General features: G+C 69.6%; 16 protein-coding genes and 2 pseudogenes. 9 read left to right on the forward strand and 9 right to left on the reverse strand.

Translation table 11 applies throughout. The features are described from left to right. Positions 1-67: 67 nt before the first annotated feature. The 6 genes from SNOUR_RS06930 to SNOUR_RS42650 form a co-directional block, all read right to left on the reverse strand. Entirely contained in the window at positions 68-1,843 is a 1,776-nt protein-coding gene (locus SNOUR_RS06930; RefSeq protein WP_079142305.1) for a fatty acyl-AMP ligase, read from the reverse strand. Beyond that, on the reverse strand, positions 1,836-2,102 hold the full coding sequence (locus SNOUR_RS06935; protein ID WP_159425814.1) for an acyl carrier protein: 267 nt from the start codon (positions 2,100-2,102) through the stop codon (positions 1,836-1,838). The genes SNOUR_RS06930 and SNOUR_RS06935 overlap by 8 nt, the downstream gene beginning before the upstream one ends. Continuing rightward, entirely contained in the window at positions 2,099-5,020 is a 2,922-nt protein-coding gene (locus SNOUR_RS06940; protein ID WP_079142309.1) for an aldehyde dehydrogenase family protein, read from the reverse strand. The genes SNOUR_RS06935 and SNOUR_RS06940 overlap by 4 nt, the downstream gene beginning before the upstream one ends. A gap of 14 nt (positions 5,021-5,034) precedes the next feature. Further along, entirely contained in the window at positions 5,035-12,519 is a 7,485-nt protein-coding gene (locus SNOUR_RS06945) for an SDR family NAD(P)-dependent oxidoreductase (RefSeq protein WP_312632084.1), read from the reverse strand. Between the two features lie 189 nt (positions 12,520-12,708). After that, the gene (locus SNOUR_RS06950; protein WP_067344730.1) at positions 12,709-13,629 is read right to left on the reverse strand and encodes an alpha/beta fold hydrolase; all 921 of its coding nucleotides are present in this window, start codon (positions 13,627-13,629) and stop codon (positions 12,709-12,711) included. Positions 13,630-13,787: 158 nt separating this feature from the next. Beyond that, positions 13,788-14,668, reverse strand: a protein-coding gene (locus SNOUR_RS42650) for an IS5 family transposase (RefSeq protein WP_099055663.1) whose coding sequence is annotated in 2 segments (ribosomal slippage) — positions 13,788-14,323 and positions 14,323-14,668 — 882 coding nt in all. Because the reading frame shifts where the segments join, the coding sequence is not laid out codon by codon here. Positions 14,669-14,896: 228 nt separating this feature from the next. On the opposite strand from SNOUR_RS42650, the gene SNOUR_RS06960 reads away from it, so the two are divergent. Continuing rightward, a complete protein-coding gene (locus SNOUR_RS06960) occupies positions 14,897-15,766 on the forward strand; it encodes a DUF6192 family protein (protein ID WP_067344732.1) in 870 nt (289 codons plus the stop codon). A gap of 146 nt (positions 15,767-15,912) precedes the next feature. Then, positions 15,913-16,326, forward strand: a complete 414-nt coding sequence (locus tag SNOUR_RS06965) for a hypothetical protein (RefSeq protein WP_067344733.1) — start codon at positions 15,913-15,915, stop codon at positions 16,324-16,326. Positions 16,327-16,543: 217 nt separating this feature from the next. Here the strand turns inward: SNOUR_RS06965 and SNOUR_RS46040 are convergent, their stop codons facing one another. Together SNOUR_RS46040 and SNOUR_RS42655 are read right to left on the reverse strand one after the other, a co-directional pair. Then, positions 16,544-16,822: a hypothetical protein gene (locus tag SNOUR_RS46040; RefSeq protein ID WP_159425816.1), complete on the reverse strand. Its 279-nt coding sequence runs from the start codon at positions 16,820-16,822 to the stop codon at positions 16,544-16,546. Positions 16,823-17,201: 379 nt separating this feature from the next. Continuing rightward, positions 17,202-18,196 (reverse strand): annotated as a pseudogene (locus SNOUR_RS42655) (IS5 family transposase). A gap of 146 nt (positions 18,197-18,342) precedes the next feature. Between SNOUR_RS42655 and SNOUR_RS46045 the strand changes: the two are divergent. The 3 genes and pseudogenes from SNOUR_RS46045 (at position 18,343) to SNOUR_RS06985 (ending at position 19,697) form a co-directional block, all read left to right on the forward strand. Beyond that, a complete protein-coding gene (locus SNOUR_RS46045; protein WP_159425817.1) occupies positions 18,343-18,507 on the forward strand; it encodes a hypothetical protein in 165 nt (54 codons plus the stop codon). Between the two features lie 54 nt (positions 18,508-18,561). Continuing rightward, positions 18,562-18,675, forward strand: a pseudogene (locus tag SNOUR_RS49210) (hypothetical protein); the annotation flags it as partial. 83 nt (positions 18,676-18,758) lie between these two features. Further along, positions 18,759-19,697, forward strand: a complete 939-nt coding sequence (locus tag SNOUR_RS06985) for a DUF5655 domain-containing protein (RefSeq protein ID WP_067344737.1) — start codon at positions 18,759-18,761, stop codon at positions 19,695-19,697. A 96-nt stretch (positions 19,698-19,793) separates the two neighbouring features. Here the strand turns inward: SNOUR_RS06985 and SNOUR_RS06990 are convergent, their stop codons facing one another. After that, positions 19,794-20,540: a DNA-methyltransferase gene (locus tag SNOUR_RS06990; RefSeq protein WP_067344738.1), complete on the reverse strand. Its 747-nt coding sequence runs from the start codon at positions 20,538-20,540 to the stop codon at positions 19,794-19,796. Positions 20,541-21,115: 575 nt separating this feature from the next. Here SNOUR_RS06990 and SNOUR_RS06995 point away from each other — a divergent pair. The 4 genes from SNOUR_RS06995 to SNOUR_RS07010 all read left to right on the forward strand — a co-directional run bounded on the left by SNOUR_RS06995 (position 21,116) and on the right by SNOUR_RS07010 (position 24,758). Next, complete coding sequence (locus SNOUR_RS06995) at positions 21,116-22,261, forward strand: C40 family peptidase (protein WP_067344740.1); 1,146 nt, start codon at positions 21,116-21,118, stop codon at positions 22,259-22,261. Positions 22,262-22,353: 92 nt separating this feature from the next. Then, entirely contained in the window at positions 22,354-22,662 is a 309-nt protein-coding gene (locus SNOUR_RS07000; protein ID WP_067344742.1) for a DUF6112 family protein, read from the forward strand. Continuing rightward, positions 22,662-23,351 (forward strand): hypothetical protein, encoded by a 690-nt coding sequence (locus tag SNOUR_RS07005; RefSeq protein ID WP_067344744.1) that lies wholly within the window; start codon positions 22,662-22,664, stop codon positions 23,349-23,351. The genes SNOUR_RS07000 and SNOUR_RS07005 overlap by 1 nt, the downstream gene beginning before the upstream one ends. A 27-nt stretch (positions 23,352-23,378) precedes the next feature. Next, complete coding sequence (locus SNOUR_RS07010) at positions 23,379-24,758, forward strand: SCO6881 family protein (RefSeq protein ID WP_067344745.1); 1,380 nt, start codon at positions 23,379-23,381, stop codon at positions 24,756-24,758. Positions 24,759-24,840: the final 82 nt, after the last annotated feature.

Here is a 24,840-nt window from a genome sequence, read left to right on the forward strand (position 1 = left end):
CTGTCGTAGAGGTGTTTTCCGAACAACGCGGTGTTCATGCCAGTACAACGGTCCTTTCACTTGCCCGTCACCTGACCGGGCGACCAGTGGTGAGGGGACTGTTGACGGGCAGGTCGGAGTGAAGTGGGTCGAGGTGTCCCGCGCGGAGTTCCTCCCGGGTTCGTGAGCGCTGGATTTTGCCGCTGGTGGTCCGGGGCACGGTCATCGGCCCGACGATGACTATCTGGACGGCGAGCCGAAGTTCTTGGGCGAGGCGTTTTCTGATGAGCTCGGCGAGGGCTGCGGGAGCGCGGCCGTTGAGGTGGAGGGGGCGGACCTCCTGGACCACCATGATGTGTTCGCGGCCGGTGGCGTCGGGCAGAGCGAAAGCGGCGCAGGGTCCGGTTGCCGGGTCGGTCGTCTCGCTGATGCGTTCGATGTCCTGGGGGTGGATGTTGCGGCCGTTGACGATGATCAGGTCTTTGGCGCGGCCGGTGACGTACAGCTCGCCGTCCTGCAGGAAGCCGAGGTCTCCGGTGCGCAGGTACGGGCCGTCGCCGTCGGCAGTGCGGGCGGCGAAATGTTCGGCGGTGGCTCGTGGGTTGCCCAGGTAGCCGGGAGCGACGCTGTGGCCGCGTACCCAGATCTCGCCGATCTGCCCGTCTTTGACCGGATGCGAGTTGGCCGGGTCGACGATCCTGACGTCCATACCGGCGGGTCGGCCGCTGGCGACGAGTTCGACGCCGTCCGGTGCGGGCACGGCTGCACCTGCTTCCAGGGCGTCCCGGTCGAAGCGTCTCATGGTGGGTCCGTGGCCGCAGGGGGTGCCGGTGACCATGAGGGTGGCTTCGGCCAGGCCGTAGCTGGGGGCCCAGATTTCCGGGCGGAAGCCGATGGGGGCGAGTCTGCGGGCGACCGCGTTCAGGATGTCGGCGCGGACGGGCTCGGCGCCGCTGAGCGCGAACCGTAGGCTGCCCAGGTCCAGATCCGGGTCCATGTCGGTGAGTTGACCGGTCTTGAGGCTTCGCAGCAGCCATTCGTAGCCGAAATTCGGGGCGAGTGTGTAGAAGGCCCGGTACCGGCTGATCATCTGGAGCCACAGCAGCGGATGGGCGATGAAGGACACTGGGGAGCAGAAGACGAGGTTGCCGTAGCTGGCGATCGGGCTGAGCAGCATGCCGACCAGGCCCATGTCGTGGTAGTGCGGGAGCCATCCGGCGCCGGTCGGCGACGGGTCGTGGCGCAGCTCGTCCAGGATCTCCTCGGGGAGCAGGTTTTCCCTGATCGACAGCAGGTTGTGCAGCAGGTTGCGGTGGCTGATGACGACGCCGCGCGGCTCGCTGGTCGAGCCCGAGGTGTACTGGACGTAGGCGGCGTCGGAGAGGTGCAGCGAGAGCGGGGACCAGGTGTCCGGGGCCGGCGGGACGGTCCCGTCGGTCGCAACGCACTCGACCCGCCGTGCCGGGCCGAGACCGTCCAGCCAGGAGCCGAGTGCCGGCTGGTGTGCGGTGTCGCTGAGGATGAGGCCGACATCGGCGTCGTGGATGATGCCCTCGGCGCGTTGCAGGGCGCGCCGGTCGGTGTCCGGCAGCGGGGCGGGGATGGCGATCCGCCCGGTGTACAGGCAGCCGAGGAAGGCGGTGAGGAACTCCATGCCGGCCGGGTACATCAGCATGACGTGCGCGCCGGGCGGCGTGTGGTCGGTCAGCCAGGCTCCCATCGCGCGGGCTCGTGCGTCGAGCTGGGCGTATCCGAGGCGTTCCACCTCGACGAGGTCGCCGCGGACGCTGTCCACCCGCGCGTACCAGCGGGTGTCGCCGAGAAGCCACATCTTCTCGCGCAGGAACCGGATGAGTTCACTCACCGCCGGCTCCGATCTGCCCGGCCAGGGCCTGTTCGACGTGGTTGAGGACGGCGCCGACGGTGTGCAGTTCCCAGGCGACCTCGTCGGGGATGCGCACGGCGAACCGCTCCTCGGCGATGACGGTCATCCGCACCAGGACCAGGGAGTCCAGCCCGAGGTCCGCGACGAACGCGGTCTGTTCGTCGACCTGTTCGGGATCGATGCCGCCGAACTCGGCGAGCATCTTCTTCAGTTCGGCGAGGATCTCGGCCCGGTTCACCGCGCCGCCTCCTTTCGCGTGGCGTCCCAGGCGGTGGGCAGGACGCTGAGTCCGCGCTCGAACATGCTGGGCCGCCATCGTGGTGTGCCGTCCAGCCGGAGTCCGGGCAGGCGCCGTAGGACGGTGGTGATCGCGGTCTCGGCGGTCATCCGGCCGATGTGGGCGCCCAGGCAGTAGTGGGCGCCGTGGCCGAAGGCGAGGTGACCGGGGGTGGGTCGGCGCAGGTCGAGGCGGTCGGGGTCGGGGAAGCGTCCGGGGTCCCGGTTGGCCGCGCCGATGCACAGGAACAGGGACTCGTTCGCGGGGACGGTCACGTCGCCGAACTCGACGGGTTCGAGGGTGCCGCGCCAGCTGGTGAAGGGCAGGGGGCTTTCGTGGCGCAGCAGCTCGCCGATGGCCGTTGCGATCAGGGAGGGGTCGTCGCGGAGCGCGGTGAGCTGGTCGGGGTGGGTGAGAAGGGCGTGCAGGCTGTTGCCGACACTGTTGATGCTGGGGTCCTGGCCTGCCACGAGCATCATCAGGACCTGGCCGTGCAGTTCGTCCTCGCTGAGCAGGCCGTCTTCGTCCCGGGCCCGGACCAGCAGCGAGATCAGGTCGTCGCCCGGGGCTCGGCGCTTCTCGGCGACGGCAGCCCGCACGAACGCGTCGACCTCGTGGGCGAGCGCCGCCACGTAGGGCACGTCGTTGTTCCACTCGGCGGTACGCCAGATCATTGCCCGCAGATGGTTCATCTGCGGCGGAGTGGCGCCGAGCACGGAGAACAGGACGTTGCCGCCGAGCGGATAGGCGACGGCCGCCATGAGGTCGCCGCGGCCGCGGTCCACGATCTGGTCGATCCGGTTGTCGACGAGGCGCTGCACCCGCGAGCGCCACTGCTCCTGGCGGGCGGGCGTGAAGAAGGGCTGCATGATGCGGCGCAGTTCGCCATGGCGCGGGTCGTCACTGTCCAGCAGGTGCACGAAGAGCCGCTCGCGCAGTTCGGACGGCCAGTGCCGCAGCCACATGACGCCCGCGGGGATGCGCTTGCTGTCGCAGGTCACGCGCGGATCGGTGTGGGCCTTGCGGACGTCGTCGTAGCGGGTCAGCAGCCAGCCCGGACCGTCCGGGCTGACGATCCGGCTGACCGGCCGGTGCTCTCGCAGCCAGTGCAGCGTCGGGTAGGGGTCGTGCTGGAACGCCTCGGTGAACGGGGCAGGCAGACCGCCGGGCAGCTGATCGGGGGGCCAGTTGGGCGGGTACTCCCGGGCTGCCTCGACCCGGGGCCTTGGCTGTGCCGGGACGTAGGGGCTCGGATCCTGGGCCGGTGACGGACTGTCCTGCGCGATGGACACGCCTTGGAGCCGGCTGGTGCGCAGCATCGGGTAGTTGAGTTCTCCGAACCGGTCGCCGCTCAGGCCCGGGCCGCCGTGATTGGACAGGTACGGCACCCCGGCGAGGTGGGAGTCGTTCACCCGCAGTTGCCCGCAGGAGCGGATGTCGCGGACGAAGCGGTCGATGACCTGCGGCGTCTGTGTCCACAGCGAGTTGCGCAGGCCGTAGGCGCCGGAGGCGACGAACGACAGCATCTCGGTGAGGAGTTCGTCGTCGGGGGCCTGGTGGGGGACCGCCAGGGTGAGCAGCGGGAAGAACGTCTCGTCGCGCACCGAGCGGAGCTTGGCGGCGAAGGACAGCCCGTCGGCCCTCACGAGCGCCGGCTCCGCGAACACGGCGACGTCGCTGTCCTGGCCGTGGACGTCCAGGTGACGTCCGCCGGTCAGGACCCGGGCGCCCGCCCGCCGGGCGTCAGCGAGCGTGGCGTCGTATCCGGCGGTGCTGGGCGTGGCGGCCAGCACCACCCCGGGGTCGTCCGGGAAGCCGGGCCGCAGCGTCCTCACCCGTTCGCACAGCCGGTCGGTGAGCGGGTCGGCGATCTCGGGATGGACGAGCGCGATGTTGGGCGCGCAGCAGATCTGGCCGCTGGCGTGGTAGGACTCCAGCAGCGCTTCGACGGCCTGGTCGAGCGGCGCATCACGCCACACCACGACCATGTCGTTGCCGCCGAGTTCCAGGATCGGTTTCTTGCCCGCCGCGAGGCAGGCTTTCTCGAGTTGTTCGCCGCGGATCGAGTCGCCGAAGTACAGCACGTCGTCGACCAACGGGCTTCCCAGCCAGGTGTCCAGTGCCTGGGCCGGGTCGGTGCACAGCGCCGACAGGACGCCGGGCGGGGCGCCGGCTTCGGTGAGCGCGGGCAGGGCGATGCGTTCCAGCAGGTACATGGCGGCGATCGGCGCGTGCCGGGACAGCCGCACCACGAGCGCGTTGCCGGCCAGCACGGACTGGAAGGCGGCGCCGGCACTGAGCGCGGGGGTGTTCTGCGGCGGCTGTACGCACACCACACCGTCCGGTACCCGGCGCAGCACCACCGTCCGGCCTTCGGCGGTCTGCTGTGCCTGCATCTGCCGCAGGCACCACTCGGTGGTTTCGGGCCCGAAGAAGGTGAGCAGGTTGGCGACTTCCATCCGGGCCAGCCGGACGGGGTGTCCCTCCTCGACCAGGAGCCCGGTCAGCGTGTCGGCGTGTTCCCGCAGCCGCGCCCGGAACGTCTCGGCGAGGGCCGCGCGCTGGCCGGGTGGGCTGCCGCCCCACTCGGTGGCCGCCTGCCGGGCGGTGCGCAGCGCGGCCTGCATGTGTTCGGGTCCGGCGAGGGCGCAGCGCCCCAGGATCGTCTCGGGATGGGCGTCGGGGCCCATGCGTCCGGCGTTCAGCGCGTTGCGGTAGCAGGTGGCGCCGATGGGATCGTCGATCAGCGCGCTCGCGCGGATTGAATAGACCCACTCGGTGTGGCCGCAGGCGGTGACGCCACCGATGAGAGGGCCGAAGCTGAGCGTGCCTGGGGCCGAGTCCGCCACCGGGCCGTGAGGTTCCTGACAGGTCACCATGACGGGCCTTTCTTTCAGCTGTTGGCGGTGTCGGTGGCACGGACGCCGAGGCGCAGCAGCACGTGGCGGGACAGATCGGTGAGGGTGAGGCCGCCCTGGAGAAGTTCCATGGGCGGGATCTCTACATCGATGCGTTGCCGCAGCATGGTCAGCAGCTCGGCGCCCATCAGGGAGTCCACACCGAGGTCCTGAAGCGGCAGCCTCGGATCGAGGCGTGCGACGTCGGTCTGCAGAACGCCGGCCAGCAGCTCTGCGAGTGTGCCGCTGACGAATTGCAGTGCCTCGTCCGCGGTGAGTCCGGCCAAGGCGGCCAGGAGGTCCTCGCGGGTATGCCCGCCGAGATCACCGCCGGCGGGGAGCAACGCCGCCGTACGGGGAGCGGCCAGGGCGGGCAGCAGGGTGCGCAGCCGCGCCCAGTCGTAGCGGCCGATACCTGCGACGGCAGAGCCGGACGCCGCCACCGTCCCCAAGGCCGCCAGTGCCTCACGGGAGCCGAGCGAGGCCATGCCGAGAGCCTCCAAGACTGGCCCCAGGCCCTCGCGGGCGACATAACCGCAGTCCCCGAGCGCGCCCCAGGCCACGGCGAGGGCCGGCCCGACGCCGTGCCGTTGCCGGGCCAGTGCTTCCGCGAACAGGTTCCCACCGCCGTAGGCGGACTGCTTGACGTTGCCGACGGCCGCGGTGCCGGAGGAGTACAGCCAGAACAGCCTCAGGTCGCGTTCCCGGGTCAGGGTGTCGAGGACTGCCGCCCCGGCCATCTTGGGGGCCAGGACCGTACGGATCCGTTCGTCGGTCAGTTCGGTGAGCGGGGCGTCGTCGAGCGTCATGGCCGCATGGACGACACCTGCGAGCCGGTGCCCGGTGGCGTCGATGCGGCCGATCACCTCGGTCATGGCGTCGGTGTCGGTGACGTCGGCTGCGTACGGCGTGGCGGTCACGCCCCGCGCGGCCAGGTCGGTCAGCACGGCGGCTGCCTCGGGGCTGTCGGCGCCCCGGCGCGAAACCAGGGCAAGGTGGCGGGCGCCGCGGTCGGCGAGCCAGCGGGCGGTGGCGGCGCCGAACCCGCTCAGCCCGCCGGTGACCAGGTAGCTGCCGTCCGGGTCGAGCCGGGGCGGCTCAGGACGGGTGCGGACGGCAATCGGGCCGTCCTGCGGATCGAGGCTCACCACGACCTTGCCGACGTGCCGGGAGTGCTGCAGCAGCGTGAACGCCTCCTTGACCCGCGGGGCCGGATACACCGTGTGCGGCAGCGGCCGGTACCGGCCGTCCGCCACTCGTTCGGCCACCTCGGCCAGCAGGCGCCGACCGGTGTGGAGCCCCGCCTCGTCGGACAGCAGGGCGGTGACGTCGACGCCGAAGAAGGCGATGTTGCGGCTGAACGGCCGCATGAGCAACGGCTTGTTGGCGTAGATGTCTCGCTTTCCGAGTTCGATGAACCGGCCGCCGGGCCGCAGTGTCTCCAGTCCTCGGTCGATGGCCTGCCCGGCCAGCGAGTTGACCACCACGTCGACCCCGCGCCCACCGGTGATCCCCAGCACCTGGTGGGCGAAGTCGAGGGTGCGTGAGTCCAGTACGTGTTCGACGCCCAGCGCACGCAGAAGATCTCGTTTGGCCGGGCTGCCGGCCGTGGCGATCACGGTGGCGCCCACCAGGCGGGCGTACTGGACGGCGGCCAGCCCCACCCCACCCGCGGCACCGTGTACCAGCACGGTCTCCCCCGCCGTCAGGCGCGCCAGGTCATGCAGTGCGTAGTGGACGGTCAGGAAGGCCACCGGGAGGGTCGCGGCCTCCGCGAAACCGAGGCCGTCGGGGATCTTGACCACGGCCGGCGCGGGAGCCACCGTGTGCGAGGCCAGACTGTCCGGCACGGCCGCACACACTCGGTCCCCGACCGTCAGGTCGCCTGCTCCTTCGCCGACGGCCGTGACGATCCCGGCGCACTCGAGGCCGGGCCTGTTCTCGCCGAACGTCCCCTCGGCGGCCTCGGGCGGCAGCAGACCGGTCGCCAGCATGATGTCCCGGTAGTTCAGCGCCGCGGCACGCACCGCGATCACCACCTCGCCGGCCCCGGGAGCGACGGGCCTAATCCGCGCCCAGACCGGCTCGTACGACAGACCGGGCGCCGGGATCTCCAGGGCGAAGGGACCGTCGCCGCTCGGCTCGTCGTACTCACCGCAGGGCAAAGCCCGTTCACGGGGTACGAAACGGCCGTTCGAGGTGAGCACGATCTCGTCCTCGCGTAGCGCCACGCCTTCGCCGTCGTCTTCAGCGGGCGAGGTGAGGGGTTGCAGGAGTTCGTGGGCCAGCCGGTGCGCGTCGGCGGCCGGGTCGCCGAGTCGTTCCAGCGACAGCCTGGTCACCCGTAGACCGGGGTGTTCGTTGGCGAGAGTGCGGGCCACGCCCCAGGCGGCGGCGTCCTGCGGCTGGGCGGCACGTTCGGGTGCGGGCAGCGCGCCGCTGGGCCGGGTCACCAGCCACAGGGCAGGGCGCACTCCCTTGGGGAGGTCCTGGCAGGCCGCGGCCAGCGCGCCCAGCGTGGCCGTGCGTCGTACGGCCTGGCTGAGCATCGCCTGCGGGTCGGCCGGGGCGTCCCCGAGCAGAAGGACCACGGCAGGATCTCCGTCGCCGGTGAGCGATGCCGACCAGACTGCCGGGGCGACGGGCATGGGTGCCACCACAACCGACCGCGTACCGGGCCCGGCGAGCAGGGCGGCGAGGTGCTCGGCCAGCGGCGTCTCCGGTTCGCTCTCGGTGGCCACGATCCACCGCGTGCCCTCGTCCGGCCGGGCAGGCGCGGGCAGAGCGGTTTCCCGTGCGGCTGCCGAGGCCAGCAGCACCGAGGCGAACCCCCCTGCCTCCCCGATCGTGTCCCCCAGACAGACGGCGTCGGACAGGCCGCACCCACCCAGCACATCGAACCACTGGTCCCGGCTGAGCAAGGGCGAATCCTGCCGCAGTTCGTCGTCGTGATCCCAGAAGCTGCGCAGTCCGCCGAACAGCGGCAGCAGAGAATCCGTGTCGTGAGTCTCCAAGGCCAGAAGTCGGCCACCCGACGCCAGTAGCGCCCGCACGCGGTCAAGGGCCGCGGGTAGGTTGGCCGCCGTGTGCAAGGAGTTGGCCGCGACGACGAGGTCGTAGGTGCCGTCGGCGAATCCCTGCTCGCCAGGCTCGGTGTCGAGGTCGAACGGGCGGTAATCGACGAAGGGGTACTCTGCGAAGCGGTATCGGGCGCGGGCGAAGAAGCCCGCGGACAGGTCGGTGAAGTGGTAGACGGTCCGTTCCGGCGGCAGCAACGGGAGAAGCACGGCGGTCGTGCCACCCGTGCCCGCGCCGATCTCCAGGATCCGCAAGGGCCGGTCCTTGGGCCAGGCACGCACGATCTGCGCCATGAGGGCACCGAGGATCCGGTTGGAGAACCGGCAGGACGGCGCCACGTCGTAGAACTGCTCGAAGGCATCTCGGGAGCTCTGGTCGGTGAGCAGATGCAGTGCGTCCTGTTCACCGCGCAGCACCGCTGGAAGATGCGACAGCTGACGAAGGGCCAGCTGCACCTCGGCACTGAAGGCAGGGAAGTCCAGCGGCAGCCGCGCCAGATGAGGTGCCGGGTCCGGAGTATCCGTCAGCCGCCACCAATCATCGTCGCCGATGGCGGCCAGGCCGTGCCGGGTCATCAGGCCGAGCAGGGCTCGCGCCAGCCGGTCATGTCCGGGTTGCATGCCCTGCCGGACCAGGTCGGCTGGCGTGAACCCGACCACGTCTGCTGGGAGTAGGTCCGCGAACGCGGCGGCGGCCACATGGGCGGTGAGCAGTTTGAGGCGTGCCGTGAAGTCCGCGAGGCGCACGGAGTTCGCGTCGGCTTGTGCCGCGTCGACGGTTCCCGCGACGGCCTCGGCAAGGTCGTGGTTGCCGCCGAGCGGCGACGGCGCGGCCGGCAGGTGGAGATGGGGTGCGGCGCGCAGCACGGTCTCGTACCGCTGGGGCGTTCGGTCGGCGGGGGCGGGCACGCGCCGCAGGCGCACAGCGTCCAGTTCGACAGTGACGCTGCCGTCCGCATCGGTGACGACCACGTCGAAGCAGAGCTCCGCGGTGCCGCGCGTGCGGTCGCGGACGTGCAGCATTCCTGTCGAGGACGGGCTTCGCCACACGCGTACGGCCCCGATCGAGGCGGGAAGCCAGGCTTGCCCGGTGCCCACCCGGGCGGCCACGAGCGGCACGCACGCCTGGAGCGCGCCATCCAGCAGGGCCGGATGCGCCACGTACTGTGCGGTGTCCGCCGGGGCCGTGGTGTGCCGGTAGGCCGCCAGAACCTCACCCTCGCCGACATGCAGCCGTGTGAGCTGTCGAAAGGCGGGCCCGTAGTCCAAGCCGGTCGCGGCCAGTTCGGGGTACAGGACATCGGCGGCGCCCCGGCGGGTGCAGCGGGCGCGCACATCGGCCAGGTCGACCCGCGCGGGCGGGCGGCCGATCAGCTCGCGGACCCGGCACCGGGCATGCGGACGCGGCTGCGTGGCGTGGGCGTCGGCGCCGTCGGCGCCGTCGGTGGCCTCGGTGCTGGTGATGGTCACCATGCCGTCGTCGGGTGAGAACGCGACCTGGATGCGGACGTCCCCGGCCCGGCCCCAGGGGATGACCAGCGGGCGGCTCACCTCCAGCCAGGCCAGTTCCACCGGCCCGTCCACCACTCGTCGGCCGGCGGCCAGGGCCAGTTCGATGTGACCGGCCGCCGGGAACACCACGGATCCGGCCACCTTGTGGTCGGCCAGCCAGGGCACCAGTGCCGGTTCGACGGGCCCCTGCCACGAGGGCTCAGCCGTCGGCAGCCGTTCGCCCAGCAGGGGGTGGTCCAGCCGTCCCGATCCGCTGCTGGCGATCCAATGGTGCGGGGTGCCGCTCCAGTGCCGTTCTCGCTGCCACGGGTATGCGGGAAGCTCCGCCACCCGTGCGGGGCGGGGAAACCAGCGCGTCCAGTCCATCTGTGCACCGGCGGCGAACAAGGCTTCCACCGCCTGGCGCAGCGCGATCGGCCCGGCTGTGTCGCGACGCAAGGTCGCCAGTACGGCCACCCGATCGCTTGAGGCGGTGATCCGGCGTAGATACGTGCGCAGGACGGGATGGGGGCCGACCTCCAGCAGGACGTCGATGCCCGCGTCCAGGACGTGCTCGACGGCGGCGGCGAAGCGGACTGGTTCGCGGACGTTGCGCCACCAGTAGTCGGCGTCCAGGCCGGACTCGGGCACCGGGCCGCCGGTCACGGTGGAGATGAGAGCCCCGGTGCTTCCCTGCGGGGCCAACCCGTCGAGGCCGGCTGTCAGCGGGCCCCGGACCCGCTCCATAGCCGGGCTGTGGAAGGCGTAGTCGAGATCCATGAGCCGGAAGAACGCCTCCCGGGACGCCAACTCCTCGCCCAGCGACTTGAGCTGGTTCACCGGCCCGGCCACCGTCACGTCCCTGGCACTGTTCACCGCCGCGACGATCAGTCCGGGGAAGGCGGACAGGGCTTCCTCCGCCTCGGCCGCCGACAACCCCACCGCCGCCATCCGTCCCTGACCGGCGGCAAGCGCCTGGGCCCGGCTACGCTCGGCGACCACCCACGCCGCCTCCTGAAGGGTCAGCGCGCCCACAGCGTACGCGGCCGCCACCTCCCCGACGCTGTGCCCGAGCGCGGCCGTCCACCTCACACCCCGCTCACGCAGAACCGCGACGATCCCGGCCTGCACCGCGAACAGCAGAGGCTGCGCGACCTCGGTGGCCTCCAGCCCCCACTCGTCCGCCGGCCGCCGCAGCGCCCCGGCCACCGACCAGCCGAGCCGGGGCGCCAGCGCGGCGTCGACCGCCTCCACCTCGGCGCAAAAGACCGGGTCGCCGTCCAGCAGATCAGTGGCCATCCCCGCCCACTGCGAACCGTTGCCCGCGAAGACCAGCCCGACCCGGCCGCGCTCGACCGCCTCGCCCGTCACGCTCTCATCGGACAGGATCCCCGCGGCCTCGCACGGCGTCGACGCCAGCGCCACCCGGCGGTAGCGGTGCCTGGCCCGACGGACGCCGGCGGTGACCGCGATGTCGTAAAACTCCTGCGATGCGGCGCCCGTCAGCCGGGCGGCCAGCCGCCGCGCCGCCTCCTCGGCCGCCTGCGCGGTACGACCCGAAGCGATCACCGGCAGGTTCCCTGCCACCTCGACGTCCGGCGGCGGCGGAGCGGCAGGCGCAGGGCCGACAACCACATGGGCATTCGCCCCGCCGAACCCGAAGGAGTTGACGCCCACGAAGCACCGCCCCTCCCGGGACACCAGTGGGCGCGCCCGCCCCACCGGCGCCAGTCCCAGACCGGCAAAGTCGATGCCGGGGTTGAGCGGTTCCAGGTGCAACGAGGCAGGAATCGCGCCGTACCGCAGGACCGCGAGGGCCTTGAACAGCCCCGCCATGCCCGACGCCGGCTCCAGGTGCCCCACGTTCGACTTCACCGACCCGATGGGCAACGGCCCCACCGACCGCGCGGCGCCCAGCACCCGGCCCAACGACATGCACTCAGCCGCATCGCCCACCTGCGTGCCGGTGCCGTGCGCCTCCACGTACACCACCTCGTCGGCCCCGATCCCCGCCCGCTCGTACACACGCCGCAGCAAGTCCTCCTGCGCCCGCGCACTGGGCAGCGCCAGCCCCATGGTGCGTCCGTCGCAGTTGCTGCCGTAGGCGGCGATCACCCCATGGATCCGGTCCCCGGCGGCGACCGCGTCGGCAAGCGGCTTCAGCACCACCACACCCGCACCCTCGGCCCTGACAAACCCGTCGGCGTCCGCCGAGAACGCCGCGCACCGACCCCTCTTCGACAGCATCGACGCCTGACTGAACCCGATGAACGGGCCCGGATTCAGCAGCACGTTCACCCCGCCGGCCAGCGCCACGCGGCTTCCGCCCGCCGCCAGTTCCTGGCAGGCGCGTTCCACGGCCACCAGCGACGACGAGCAGGCGGTGTCCACCGCCATGCTCGGCCCACGCAGATCGAAGAAGTACGACAGCCGGTTCGCCGCGATCGAATGCGCGCCGCCGGCCATGGAATAGGCGTTCATCTGCCGGGACCTGATCATCTGCAGCCCGCCGTAGGACAAGTCCGAGACACCCACGAACACACAAGTGTCCGAACCCGCCAGCCTCCCCGGGGCGATCCCCGCGTCGTCCAGCGCCTCCACCGCCGTCTCCAGCAGCAGCCGGTGCTGCGGGTCCATCTGTGCCGCCTCCCGCGGCGAGATCCCGAAATAGTCCGCGTCGAACCCCGCGATGTCCGTCAGAAACCCACCTCGCGCGGTGTACGACTTCCCCGGCCGCGCCATTTCGGTGTCGACGAACCGGACCGCCTCAAACCGATCCTCCGGGACCGTCCCCACCAGGTCACGCCCGGCCTCCAACGCCTCCCACAACCCGGCCAGATCCGTGATCCCGCCGGGCAGTCGGCAGCCCAGACCGACGATCGCGAACGCGTCCGTGGCATACGAAACCCCCACCAGCCCACACCCCATTCCTGAAAAACCCCGTGCGCGATCAAGCGACTACGAGATCGCGATGGACAGAGATCGCCCGCCAACTGCGCTGGCGCGGCAGCCTGTTGGCGTCAACTTGGGCAGCCGAAGGAACCCGTCGGCGGAACCATCCGGAAGAAGCCGCACCGGCGGCGGTCGGGATCGTCCACCGCGTCACGCCCCCAGTAAGAATGCGCGGACATGGCGGTCGAGCGCGCCGGCCGCGTCCTCCGTCACCAAGTGGGCGGCGTCGCGATAGCGGTGTACCCGGGCCTGCGGGAAACGACGGACCCACTCCTCCAGTACCACCGGCGTGAACAGGCGGTCCCGCATCCCCCAGCCGATGAACATCGGCAGCCGGGCTATCTGGCTCTCCGTGTCCGGGGCCTTGAACAGGCGCCACACCGGATCGTCGTCACCTCGGGGGATGCTCCGGATGAACTCCACGACCGTGCGGCGGTTCTGCCTGTCGGCGAAGGGCAGCAGGTACGCCATCCGCTCAGCCTCACCGAGCCCCCGTACCACTCCCAGCCTTACGGCGGCACGCGGAAAGACATTGCCGACCTGCGCGAGGGCGGCGATGGATGCGCTGTCCCTGATCCACCTCAGATGCACCGGTAGCCGGTGACCGGCAGGCCACGGGAAGGCGATGCTGTTGAGGACGACGAGCCGCGCCACCACGCCGGGATGGCGCTGTGCCCAAGCGATACCGATCAGCCCTCCCCAGTCGTGCACCACCAGGGTCCACCGGCGAGCCGGCAACCCCACACTGCCGGTGAGATGGTGGAAGAAGCCATCCAGGCATATGAGCTGCCGCTCGAGGCAGCCGACGCCCCGTTGAGGTCCGGCGGGGCGCGGGGACAGACCGAGTCCCGGCAGGTCGGGGGCGATGCAACGGAAGTCCGCTGACAGAGTGCTGAGCAGGCTCCGCCAGAGGTAGCTCCAGGTCGGGTTGCCGTGCAGGAAAAGCACCGGGTCACCCGTGCCGACATCGACATAGTGCTGGCCCGTGACGGGGACCTGCCGCCACTGACGGGGACCGGGGTAGCCGGGAAGCGCTTGGGCCTGGGCGGGGACAGCGAAAGGCACACTCATCACGGTACGGACAGAAAAACCAACAAGCCTCCCTTGAGCCGCTTTTCGCTGTAAAGAAGGAAGACGCGAGCAAAAGGACTAAGTATAACTCGTCATCGACTTGGACATATTGAAGGACCGTCCCAGACGGTCACCGCACCTAGGTTGCGTCTGACAGGTCATGCACGAAGCCACAGGCGAATGGCGGCAATGGTCACGGTGCCGTGGAAGATGTAGGCCCGCTTGTCGAACCTCATGGCAACCGCCCGATTGATCTTCAGCTTCCCGATCAGCCGCTCCACTTCGTTCCTGCGGGCGTATCGCTCACGATCGAAGCCGGTGGGTCGACCGCCCGCACTGCCTTGGCGCCGGCGGTTGGCCTGCTGATTCCTCGGCTCGGGGATGGTGTGCTTGATCTGTCGGCGGCGCAGGTAGCGGCGGTTACGCCGTGAGCTGTAGGCGCGGTCACCGCTGAGGTGGTCCGGGCGGGTGCGGGGGTGCCCGCCGCCTGGGCGGGGGACGCGGACGCTGTCCAGGACCGGAATCATCTGGGGCGCATCACCCCACTGCCCGGGAGTGATCAACAGAGCCAAGGGCCGCAGGCCGCCTTCCCCAACCAGGTGGACCTTCGCGGTGAGCCCGCCGCGGGAGCGACCGAGACCCTCGTCATCCCGGTGGTGAGCGGGCCGGACTCGCCTGCCCGGCACCTTCGGGGCCGGCGGCGGGCACCCGCAGCGTGCTGGTGCGCCCGGCAAACCGTCGAGTCCACACTCGCCATCGACCAGTCGATGCGCCCCTGCGCATCGGCATCGGCCTGGACGGCCCGCAGGATTTTCTCCCACGTGCCGTCCGCCGACCAGCGGCGATGCCGGTCGTATGCCGTCTGCCACTTACCAAACCGGGCGGGCAGATCGCGCCACGGGATACCGGTCCGTAGCCGGAACAGAATCCCGTTGATCACTCTGCGGTGACACTTCCAACGCCCGCCCCGCCCCACGTTCCTCGGCAAGTGCAGCTTCAGCCTGGCCCACTCCGCGTCACTGAGATCGCCCCGCCCCACATGCCCGGGAACGAGTCCTCGCCTCGGTTCGTCACTGACCCATCAGACAGGCCCTAGCCGCTGTCTGCCCCTCCGCCCCGTACCCGGTGTCGGGCGACAGCGGTTTGCGCGGACGGTCTACTCCGCCGCGATTCCATCCCCTGGCCCTACATATGGATCAATAAGCCCTCTCTTCTCATATCGACATAAGATGCTCCTATCGGAAGAGTGGCTGCTTGGGAGGCCCCTATGACCAGCCCCGTCACCGACTACCGCCCGGCCGAGTGGAACAAGCTAGTCCACCGGGGACAGCGGCTCGTCTCCTCTGAGGGCGCGCAACAGTGGTCTCTGGGAGATATCGGCCTGGAGATGGTCCCCCTGCCGCCTAAAGGGAAGCGCGTGCCGGCGAAGGCGTACAAGCTCCTGGCCGCTTACGCCGAGGAAGTGGGACTCGAACGAGAGCGATTCGAGGAGTATCGCCTCGTAGCCGGAGCGTGGCCGAAGAAGCAGCGTGCCAAGAACGTCTGCTGGAGCGTCCATGACATCCTGGCGCGCCGACCCGAACGGTTCGACCTGATCAAGAACCCGCCGGTCTACCGCCGCACAGGGGAACGTCGCTGGACCTGCGACGGCGCCCTCCGGGTGCTCGGCCGGAAGACGCACATGCCCGAGACCATAGAAGAGCGGGTGCGTCAGGTCGAGGATCTGCTCAGCGACGAAGAGATGGCAGTGGAAGTCGTCGAGCGCGTCATGGTGCGCCGTCCGAAGGTAGTGGAACAGGTCGCCGAGAAGCCCCACGTCCGCGAGGCCTTCAACCGCGCGCAAACGACCAGGATCCGCGAGGCCCGGGAAGAGACGCGGAGGCGTCCAGAGGTCCAGAAGCTGAACGAGCAGCAAGAGGTGCTGACCGTACTCGGCCTGTGCTCCTCGTTCGCCAGCGGCATAGGCAGGACACTGCCGGGCCTCCACCTCGCCGACCTGTCGGACGACGCCAAAGACTCCATCCGGGAGGGCCTCGCCCGGGTTACCGCCGCCGTCGAGTGGACGGAGCACGTCCTGCAGACCGGACGTACCGACATGGATAAGGCGCTGGAACGCCTGATCGCGGGAGAGTTCTGACACGCGGGCGGCCGTAAGAAGACGTCCTTCCACCGACGCGTAGGGAAGGCGATAGGAAGATCCACAACAAATAGCCGGACGAGAAGAACAAACTCGGCGCGCGGCCGAGACTACTCGTCCGGCAGGGGGCTGAGGAGACGAGAACAATGACCGCGCACCTGCGCCCCGATTCGCTGGGCCAGAGCGTGTTCGACGCTCTGCAGAGGGCGGGTACACGGGGACTGACCTTCGACGAACTCATGGAGGCGACCAATTACACCGAGTCTCAGGTAGAGCATGGCTTGGGTGTCATGCGAGAAGCCCTTGCGGGAATGAAGGGCACTGATGCGGTGTACTCCTACGATCCGAACGGACATCTCTACCGCACCGCATACATTCCAGAAGTAGCTGAGGCGTACGAGATCATGCGCCTCAAGGGAGAAGCGACGCGAAGTCTCCGGGTGCTAGCGGGAACGGTCCTCCCGCACGCTAAGCAGTCCCGAACCAAGGAGCTGCGACTGCTCCGGCGTCACCTGGAACTTGTGGTTGATGAGGCCAACGAGATCCTGGAACCTGCCTGAACAAATGATCTCCCACACCGACTGCCGGGTCACGGAACCCGAGCAGCCGGTGTGGAACGTGAAATGGGCGGCTTCTACGACGCTGCAAAGTGATCTACCAGCGGCGACCAATCGGCATCGACCCATACGACAGCCTGATCATCTGCACTGAGTGCGGGCATGGACTCGTCACCAGGACGATGCCGGCCCGCTGCAAGAAATGCCCCCCGTCGAGGCATCACCGCGGCAGGGGCTGACCGATGTGCACCTTCCACAGGCGACGGGCGTGGTCCAGGTGCAAGAAGGCTATGTGCCACCACAGATCTGCCTCGCCGGGATCGCCGCCCGTAGTGGTCCGGCGTCCGGCCTGCTGGGCCTCCTGGAGAGCCCAGCCGACCTTCCACCAGTGCGAGGCAGCCGCGTCCAAGGAAGCGACACGGCTGCGGGTGCCTTCACTGACCGCTTCCCACAGAGCCTGAAGGCTGTAGCGCAGGGAGCGCTCCTCCAACGCGGTCACCTCCGTAAACGGAAAAGTGGGGTCGATGACGACCCGACCCCATTGGTTCAGGTGCTGGGCGATGCGTGCGAGCGTGACCTGGCGCGGCGGGATAGAGGGGGCATCGTCGCTTGCCCCTGGCGCGGCGGGCGCCCGCGTGGCCGGGTCGAGGAGACCGGCCTGTGCCAGCAGTCGGGCCGTGGGCACGCACAAGTCGTCGCGACGGTGGAAGGGACAGTGTTCGGGCTCCATCGGCTGCCTCTCGCTCTGGGGGCGGTCATCCTAATCTCGGCCACTCGCCAGGCAGCCCGACCTCGTCGAGAGCGGCCATCCCGACGCAGCAGCAGGCCCCTCTCCGTGATGCCGGACCTCCCGGCCTAGGGACTGTATTGAGTCGTGATCATGTGGTTCGGATGAGGTCCTTGATCCAGATCATGGAGGCGCGAAGGTGGAGTCCGGCTTGGTAGCTCTCGGGGGTCTTGTCGTAGCGGGTGGCGATGCCACGCCAGGCTTTCAGCTTGTTGATCAGGCGCTCAACCGTGTTCCTCACCTTGTAGAGCTCGGCGTCGTGGCTGAGGGGCCGGCCGCCTCGGCGGCCCTTCTTCTTCCGGTTGGCAGCCTGGTCCTTCTTCTCTGGTATGACCGCCTTGATCTGGCGTTTGCGCAGGTAGGCGCGGTTGCCACGGGAGGAGTACGCCTTGTCGCCGGCGACCGCGTCGGGGCGGGTGCGGGGACGCCCGATGGGGCCGCGGACCCGGATCTTCTTCAGCACGGGGATGAACTGAGGGCTGTCGGCGGCCTGTCCGGCGGTCAGGATGATCGCGAGTGGGCGGCACTGGCGGTCGGCGGCGAGGTGGACCTTGCTGGTCTGTCCGCCCCGCGAGCGCCCCAGCAGGGCGGCCTTCAGCCGGACTCGGTGCCGGCGTCGAAGGCGTCTTCGCTCCTCGCGGACGGGATCGCCGTCCTGTCCGCCTTGTCCTTCCGGGCTGCCCCCTTTTGCCGGGCCTTCTCCTCCTCGGCGGCGGCTTTCTCCAGGGCGGTCAGGACTTCGTCATCCAGGTGCATCCCGGCGGCGTCGTGGTGGGCGCGAGTGGTGGTGGAGTCCACGCTGACCAGGGACAAGTCCACCTCGTCCCGCTTGGCAGCCTCGGCGATCAGGCCCTCCAGCAGGGTCTCGAAGACGCCGGCGTCCCGCCACTGGCGAAAACGGTTGTGGACGGTGGACCAGGCTCCGAACTTCTGCGGCATCTCCCTCCATTGCCCGCCCGACCTGAACTTCCAGATCACGCCCTCGAACTGCTGCCGCAGCCGTTCGGGATACGGGCCGTACCTGCCTATCGGTAGGTACGGCCCGATGAACTCCCACTCTTCATCAGTCAGTTGCACCCGCGTCATGAAAGACGATCTACCAGGACGTGCCACGCGACGCAGGCCGATTCCGCAGATTGATCACGACCCGATACAGGCCCTAGCAGGCAGTACCTCGCCATATCGCACGGCCGTCGGTTCGGCCGGCGGCCGGTGCTGGAAGGGAGCGCCGGGTGATCTCGCACCCGCACCGCATGAAGGGGGCCGCTCTCGTCCTGGGCGCCTGCGCCGCCGGGAAGAGCGGGCCCTTCAGGCCGTACGGCGTCGGCACCGGAGGCGATGTCGACGAGAGGAACCAGGCGCACGCCGAACCGGACGACGGGCGTACGAGTCACTGACACTTCCCGTGGCAGAACGACTGACATTCTCGTGGCAGACGACACAACGAACCCGTCGCCTCCATCGCCCGCCACCTGGGTGTCGGCCGCTCCACTCTGTATCGCACCCTCGCCGCCTACGACGAAGCGAGCGCCACCACTGACACACCCCGTGTCGCCGACCACTGACAATCTCGTGTCGCCCGACACCCGGAATACCCGCAGGCCGGTTTCGATTGCTTCTCCTGTAGTGATCGCGGGAGGGGGCACTGGTGACCGACCTGAAGCTGTTTCGGCTGGATGCCAATGGCCAGGACGTCGAGCTGCGGGGTTCGACGGTGGCTCTGGAGGTCGAGCTTCAACGTCGAATCGAGGCGGGGATGGAGTCGATGCTCGGCATCCGCTTCCTGGCATCCGAGTACCCGACGGGGCCGTGGCACCGGGGCCGGATCGACACGCTCGGGCTCGACGAGAACAACACACCGGTCGTGATCGAATACAAGAAAGGCTCCGACAGCGGGGTCTTGTCGCAGGCCGTCTCTTACCTGTCGTGGCTGGACTCGGCACATCACGAGTTCGAGGCACTGATCAAGGAGAGGCTGGGCACCGAGGTCGCCGAGTCGATCGACTGGCGGAACCCGCGGATGGTCTGTATTGCGGCCAGTTTCTCTCACCACGACCGGGTCGCGGTGCAGCGGCTGCGCGAGCGGATGGACCTGGTGCGCTACCGCGTCTTCGATGGCGGGCTGCTGAGCCTGCTGCTGATCGAGTCCGCACCTGGTTCTCCGAGTCCGGCTTCGGCTCGGCGGCAGCGTCGGGAGCGGGAGATCGCGGCCGGTGCCGGCGGCGGGGACGGGAAGCCGTCGGTCCAGGCGACCCCGGGCGCGGCTCCAGCTTGCCTGCAGGACTTGTACGCCGAGTTGGACGAGGCCCTCACCGTGTGGGGCGAGGTCGAGGTGGCTCCGCTGCTGCACTACGTCGCGTACCGGCGGATGGTGAACCTCGCCTCGGTGGTCTTCCGCCCGAAGCACGAGGTGATCCTGGTCTACCTCAGAGTCGATCCGGACACGGTCGAGCTGGAGGAGGGCTTCTCCCGCGACATGCGTGGCATCGGTCACCTCGGGACGGGGGACCTGGAGGTGCGGATAGCCTCGGCTGCCGACTTGGAGAAGGCGGGACCGCTGATTCGGAGGGCGTTCGAGGCGGCCTGACGCAAGAGGAAGGGCGGCTGGTGCATCGGTTTCTCGATGCACCAGCCGCCCTTTTGCGTCTGCGGTCCGTCGGCCCTGGTCTGGTCGGTCTCATGGTCACGCCTCCGGTCCTGCCAGGGCGAAGTCGTCCTGGGTCAACTCCGCTCGGAGCCTTCGCTCGGCGACGTCGGCGTAGTGCGAGGACAGCTCGGCTCCCACGAATTGCCGGCCCTCGCGCAGAGCGGCGACGCCCGTGGAGCCGCTGCCGGCGAAGGGGTCGAGCACGGTGCCGCCTTCAGGGCAGATCCGCACGAGTTGCTGCATGATCTCGACCGGCTTCTGGGTGATGTGGACGCGGTCCTTGCGGGGCTGGGAGGCGATGAAGTGGCCGGGCAGGTAGAGGTCCCGGTCCTTGTCGAGGCTGCCCTTGACGCCCCAGATGATGAACTCGGCCGACTGCTTGAATCCGCCCTTGCGGGGTCGGCTGGCGGGCTTGATCCAGGGGATCGTGCCACTCCAGGTCCACCCTGCCATCTGCAGGGCGTCGCTGGTGGTCGGCTCTTGGCGCCAGTCGGAGAAGACCATGGCGACGGAGTGCTCGGTCGAGGCCCGGTACGCCTCGGTGAGCAGGGCCGTCAGCCAACTCCGGTACGAGCGCTGGTCGCGGTTCTCTCCGGGGAAGTTCTGCAGGTCGTGCGCGGATCCGCTGGTGACGTACTTGGCGCGGGCGGTGCGAGCGGTGCGGTCCGAGCTGGTGCGTCCGCCGGAGTTGTACGGGGGATCGGTGATGACGGCGTTGACGCTCTCGTCCGGGAGGTTCTTCAGCACGGTGAGGGCGTCGCCTCGGTGCAGGGTGTAGCTCATGTTCGGGCCTCTTTCAGGGCACGGCGGGACTGGGCCCACTCTGGACGGCGCAACAGAGGCCGTTCGGAGTGGGGTTGCGCCGGAGGTTAGCCGCGATTTCCAGCCGCACCTAACGAGCCCGTGCCGCGCTCCGGGCCCGTTTCGGCGGCCGTTTGGTGCGGCCGGAATCCCGGTCTACTGTCTCGCCATGTCACCGAGGCGGAGCCCAGCTCCACCCCCGTTGACCTGTGCTGATCCGTGTTGCCTCGTCCAAAAGCGTGGCCCGGCAGGCACGTTGCCCCCCCCTTCCCGAAGCCGTGAGGAGACCCGGTGCACCACCTGAGATTACGAGCGCGGCTGGCTGCCGCGCATGACCAGAAACCGGCGTTCGGGAGCTACCAACTCCCCTGACCCGGGCCCGCCCTGAGCGGCGGATTCACATCGGCGCGGTGCCGACGGCTTTGCACGAGAAGTCGGCACCGCGCCTCCTACGAACCACGAGGAGCCGCTGCGATGCAGCACGCCCTGATACGCCCACGCCCTGACCCAAACCCGTCGCCCGGCCGGGCTGCCCGCCCCGGCGAACGGCGGCGGCGATGAAGAAGACCACCGGAGGCATCGTCGGCCTCTTCGCCTGCGGTCCGCTGCTGCTGGCCGTTCCGATCCTCGCCATCGGGGCCGGGAGTGCTTCGGCCTCCTGCTCGACCGGCGGTACACAGGCTGTGGATACCTCAGCCGTTGCCGCTCAGGTGAAGGCGATCCTGGGTGGCGGCGGCAAGGGGACGGTCTCCGTGCCGGGTCTGGACGACCCGGCCGAGCAGGTGTCCAACGCCAAGACCATCCAGGCCACCGGTGTCGCGATGAAGATCCCCGCCCGGGGGCAGATCGTGGCCCTGGCGACCGCCCTGCAGGAGAGCGGCCTGCGCAACCTCACCTACGGCGACCGTGACTCGCTGGGTTTGTTCCAGCAGCGTCCGTCGCAGGGATGGGGCACCGCGAACGAGGTTCTCGACCCGGTGCACGCCTCGACGAAGTTCTACGAGGCGCTGGGGAAGGTCTCGGGCTGGCAGTCCTTGTCCGTGACCCAGGCCGCCCAGGCGGTGCAGGGCTCTGGTTTCCCCGAGGCTTACGCGAAGTGGGAGCCCTTGGCCACCGCCTTGCAGAAGGCGATCGAGCCGTTGCTGTCGAAGGCCGGCGGCGCGTCGCCGAGCCCTTCGCCATCCGGCTCGGGCAGCACGGGCAGCCCTCCGCCGAGTACCGCGGGTGGCTGTACGAGCGGCGGGGACGGAACCAACTTCGGAACCATCCCGCCCGGCGCGGTGCCGGCCGGATACAAGATCCCGGCAGACGCTTCGCCGAAGGTCCAGACGGCGATCCGCTGGGCGCTCGGCCAGCTCGACACCCCGTATCAGTGGGGCGGGAGTTGCACCGGCTCCCACGGGTCCGACCCCATGGGCCGCTGCGACTGCTCCTCATTGATGCAGCAGTCGTACAAGGCCGCCGGGGTCACCCTCACGCGGACGACGTACACACAGGTCAAGGAGGGCAAGCCGGTATCGGTCGACGCTCTCCAGCCGGGTGACCTCGTCTTCACCGAGGGGACGGCCGAAGTCCCTGAGCACGTTGGCATGTTCATCGGCCAGGGGCTGATCGTCAACGCCCCGCACACCGGCGACGTGGTTCGCATCGCGACCCTCGCGTCCTGGAAATCGCGGATTCTCGCGGCCCGCCGAGTCGTCTGACCGGCGCTTCTCCCTTCTCCCTTCCCCCTTCCTCGCACCGCCGCTTCGCCCTCTCGGGCTTTGGCGTGCACTGAATCGAACTGGAGTTCATAATGTATCTCGCCGACAAGGTCGTCCAGCTCGCCTACGACCCCGGGATCAAGCCGAACGAGGGCGGCCTGCCCGGCCTCGCGGTCCTCAAGCACGTGATGGGCTCCGTCAACCTCTTCGGGATCATCGCCGTGGTCGGCGCGCTCGCCGTCAGCGCGGGCGTGTGGGCATGGGGCCACCACTCCGGCGGTCACCAGGCCGAGGCCAACGGCAAGAAGGGCGTGCTGGTCAGCGCTGGCGCTGCCCTCCTGCTGGGTGCCGCGAACGGTGTGGTCGCGTTCTTCAGCACGCTGGGGACGCAGGTCCACTGATGGCTCCCCGCTCCTCGAACCCCGGCGGCGCATCTCGCGTGCGCCGCCGGGCGCTGCTCGGCACCGCTGTTCTGGTGGTGCTTGTCGCCCTCGCCGGCCTGGCCGCCTACCTCACCCGCGACGGCAGGAACTCCTCCAAGCCTCCTGCTCCGCAGACGAGTTCGGCCTCCCTCTCTTCCCCGACCGCTTCGACGTCCGGCTCGCCACCACCGAGCGGGCACCACAGCGCCCTTCCCGTTCCCCCGACCACCCACGACCCGATCGCCTTCGGGAAGGCGGCAGCGGCAGCGCTGTGGTCCTACGACACCCGGGCCTACTCCCAGCCTGAGTTGCTGGCAGCCCTGCACAGGTGGCTGACCCGTGAGACGAAGTACGCCGACGCCGCTTCGGTCGACGCGGTCGTCCCCTCGCCCGTGCTGTGGAAGGAGATGGCCGCCAACGGCCAGTTCGCCACCGCCACCGTGAACGAGGGCCACTTCCCCGACTCGTTCAGCCGGGCCCTTCAGGCGGATCCCGGGACGATCACGCAGGCGTACGTCTACGCCGTCACGGTCTCCGGCAAGCAGTCGATCGCGTGGACCGGCTCACCCGCGGGAGGCGCCGAGAACCGCGTCACCACCCTCGCGGTCCAGTGCCGTCCCTCCCAGCCCTGCGCCCTGGCCGGTGTCCTGCCGGCTGTCGCGCCCTGACCCCTACCCACGTAAGGAGGTACCGCCATGGGAGTCTGCGACCTGCCGCTGATGGGCACCGTCTGTGACGCCGTCGACTTCGCCACCAACCCCGCCGGGACCGTCACCGACGGCATCGGGGCCTGGATCGCGAAATCAGCGGGTGAGCTGGCCGCCAGCGCGGCCAATCTCGCCGCCAAGGCCGTCAACGCGACCACCGTCATCGATCTCAACGCCGGATGGTTCCGGGACAACTACGAGCTGCTCCTACCTATCGGGCTCGTCCTGACCGTCGGTACGTTCTGCATCCAGTTGATGTTCGCGGCCTGGCGACGGGACGAACGCGCCCTCGCCCAAGCCGCGATCGGCACCATGACCGGCGTCCTCTTCTCCTTCTGCGCCGTCGCCTTCACCTCCGTCGCCATCACGGTGGTCGACGCCTTGTCCGATGGCCTGTTCAAAGCAGCCAACAGCTCAGTTGACGACGCGATCCGCCGCGTCATCAAGGTCGACGAACTCGGGGCGATGTACGGCCTCGGCTGGGGTGTCCCATCCCTGGTCGCCCTCGGCTGCGCGATCGGCGCGTTCCTGTACTGGGGCGTCATGGTCGCCCGCAAGGTCGGCGTCCTGATCATGGTCGCCCTTGCCGTCTTCGCCGGATCCGGCGGCGGCTGGGAGGTCGCCAAGCGCTGGCGGCGCGGCTGGATCGAGGCCACCGCCACGCTGGTCGTCAGCAAACTGCTGATGACCGTGGTCTTCCTGATCGGCGTCTCGGCGATGGGCAAGTCGGATTCCCACAACGGGATGGCCGCCCTGTCCGACGCACTGGCTGGCATCGTCGTGATGGTCCTTGTCCTCCTGTGCCCGTACGCCACCTATAAGTTCGTCCACTGGGCGACCGACGGCGGCGGCCACGACGACCTGCACCGCACCGGAGTCGCCGGCATGGCGGTCGCCGCCGGGGCCGCGAAGACCGCCGGCAGCCTCGCGATGCAGGCCAGCACCGGCACTCCTGCTCCGCAGGGGCCGAGCAAGGTCCCCGGCGCGGGCAGCGACGGTGTCGCCTCCGGCATCAACCCCGCCGGCGGCAAGCTGAGCAAGGAGGGCATCGACGCCGGACCGCTCAAGCCGCAGACCAGCTTCCGGTACGGCGAGGACCCGAAAGCCTCCGGCGACAAGGGCCGCGCCCTGATCCAGCGACCCGGTATCCCGACGCTGATCACACGGCCAGGCGAGGCCGAAACGGGAGGCTCCGAAGGGAGCACGCCGGCCGGTGTATCGGTTCCTGGTAGCAGCATGACCCGCGCGGGTGCCGCGCCGCCTGCCGGTCCCGCCGCACCGCCGCCGCCCTCCACCGGTCCGTCGGCGACCGGCTCCCCGACCCCGACGAGTTGGGTGTATCCCAACCGGCCGCCGTCGGCTTCCTGACCAACCGCAACAGGGGCGGGCTGCATCCAGCCGGTCCGCAGCCCGCCCCCTCCTCTGCGCACCCGATCACCCGATACGGAGT

The organism is Streptomyces noursei ATCC 11455, assembly GCF_001704275.1.
Classification (GTDB): Bacteria; Actinomycetota; Actinomycetes; order Streptomycetales; family Streptomycetaceae; genus Streptomyces; species Streptomyces noursei.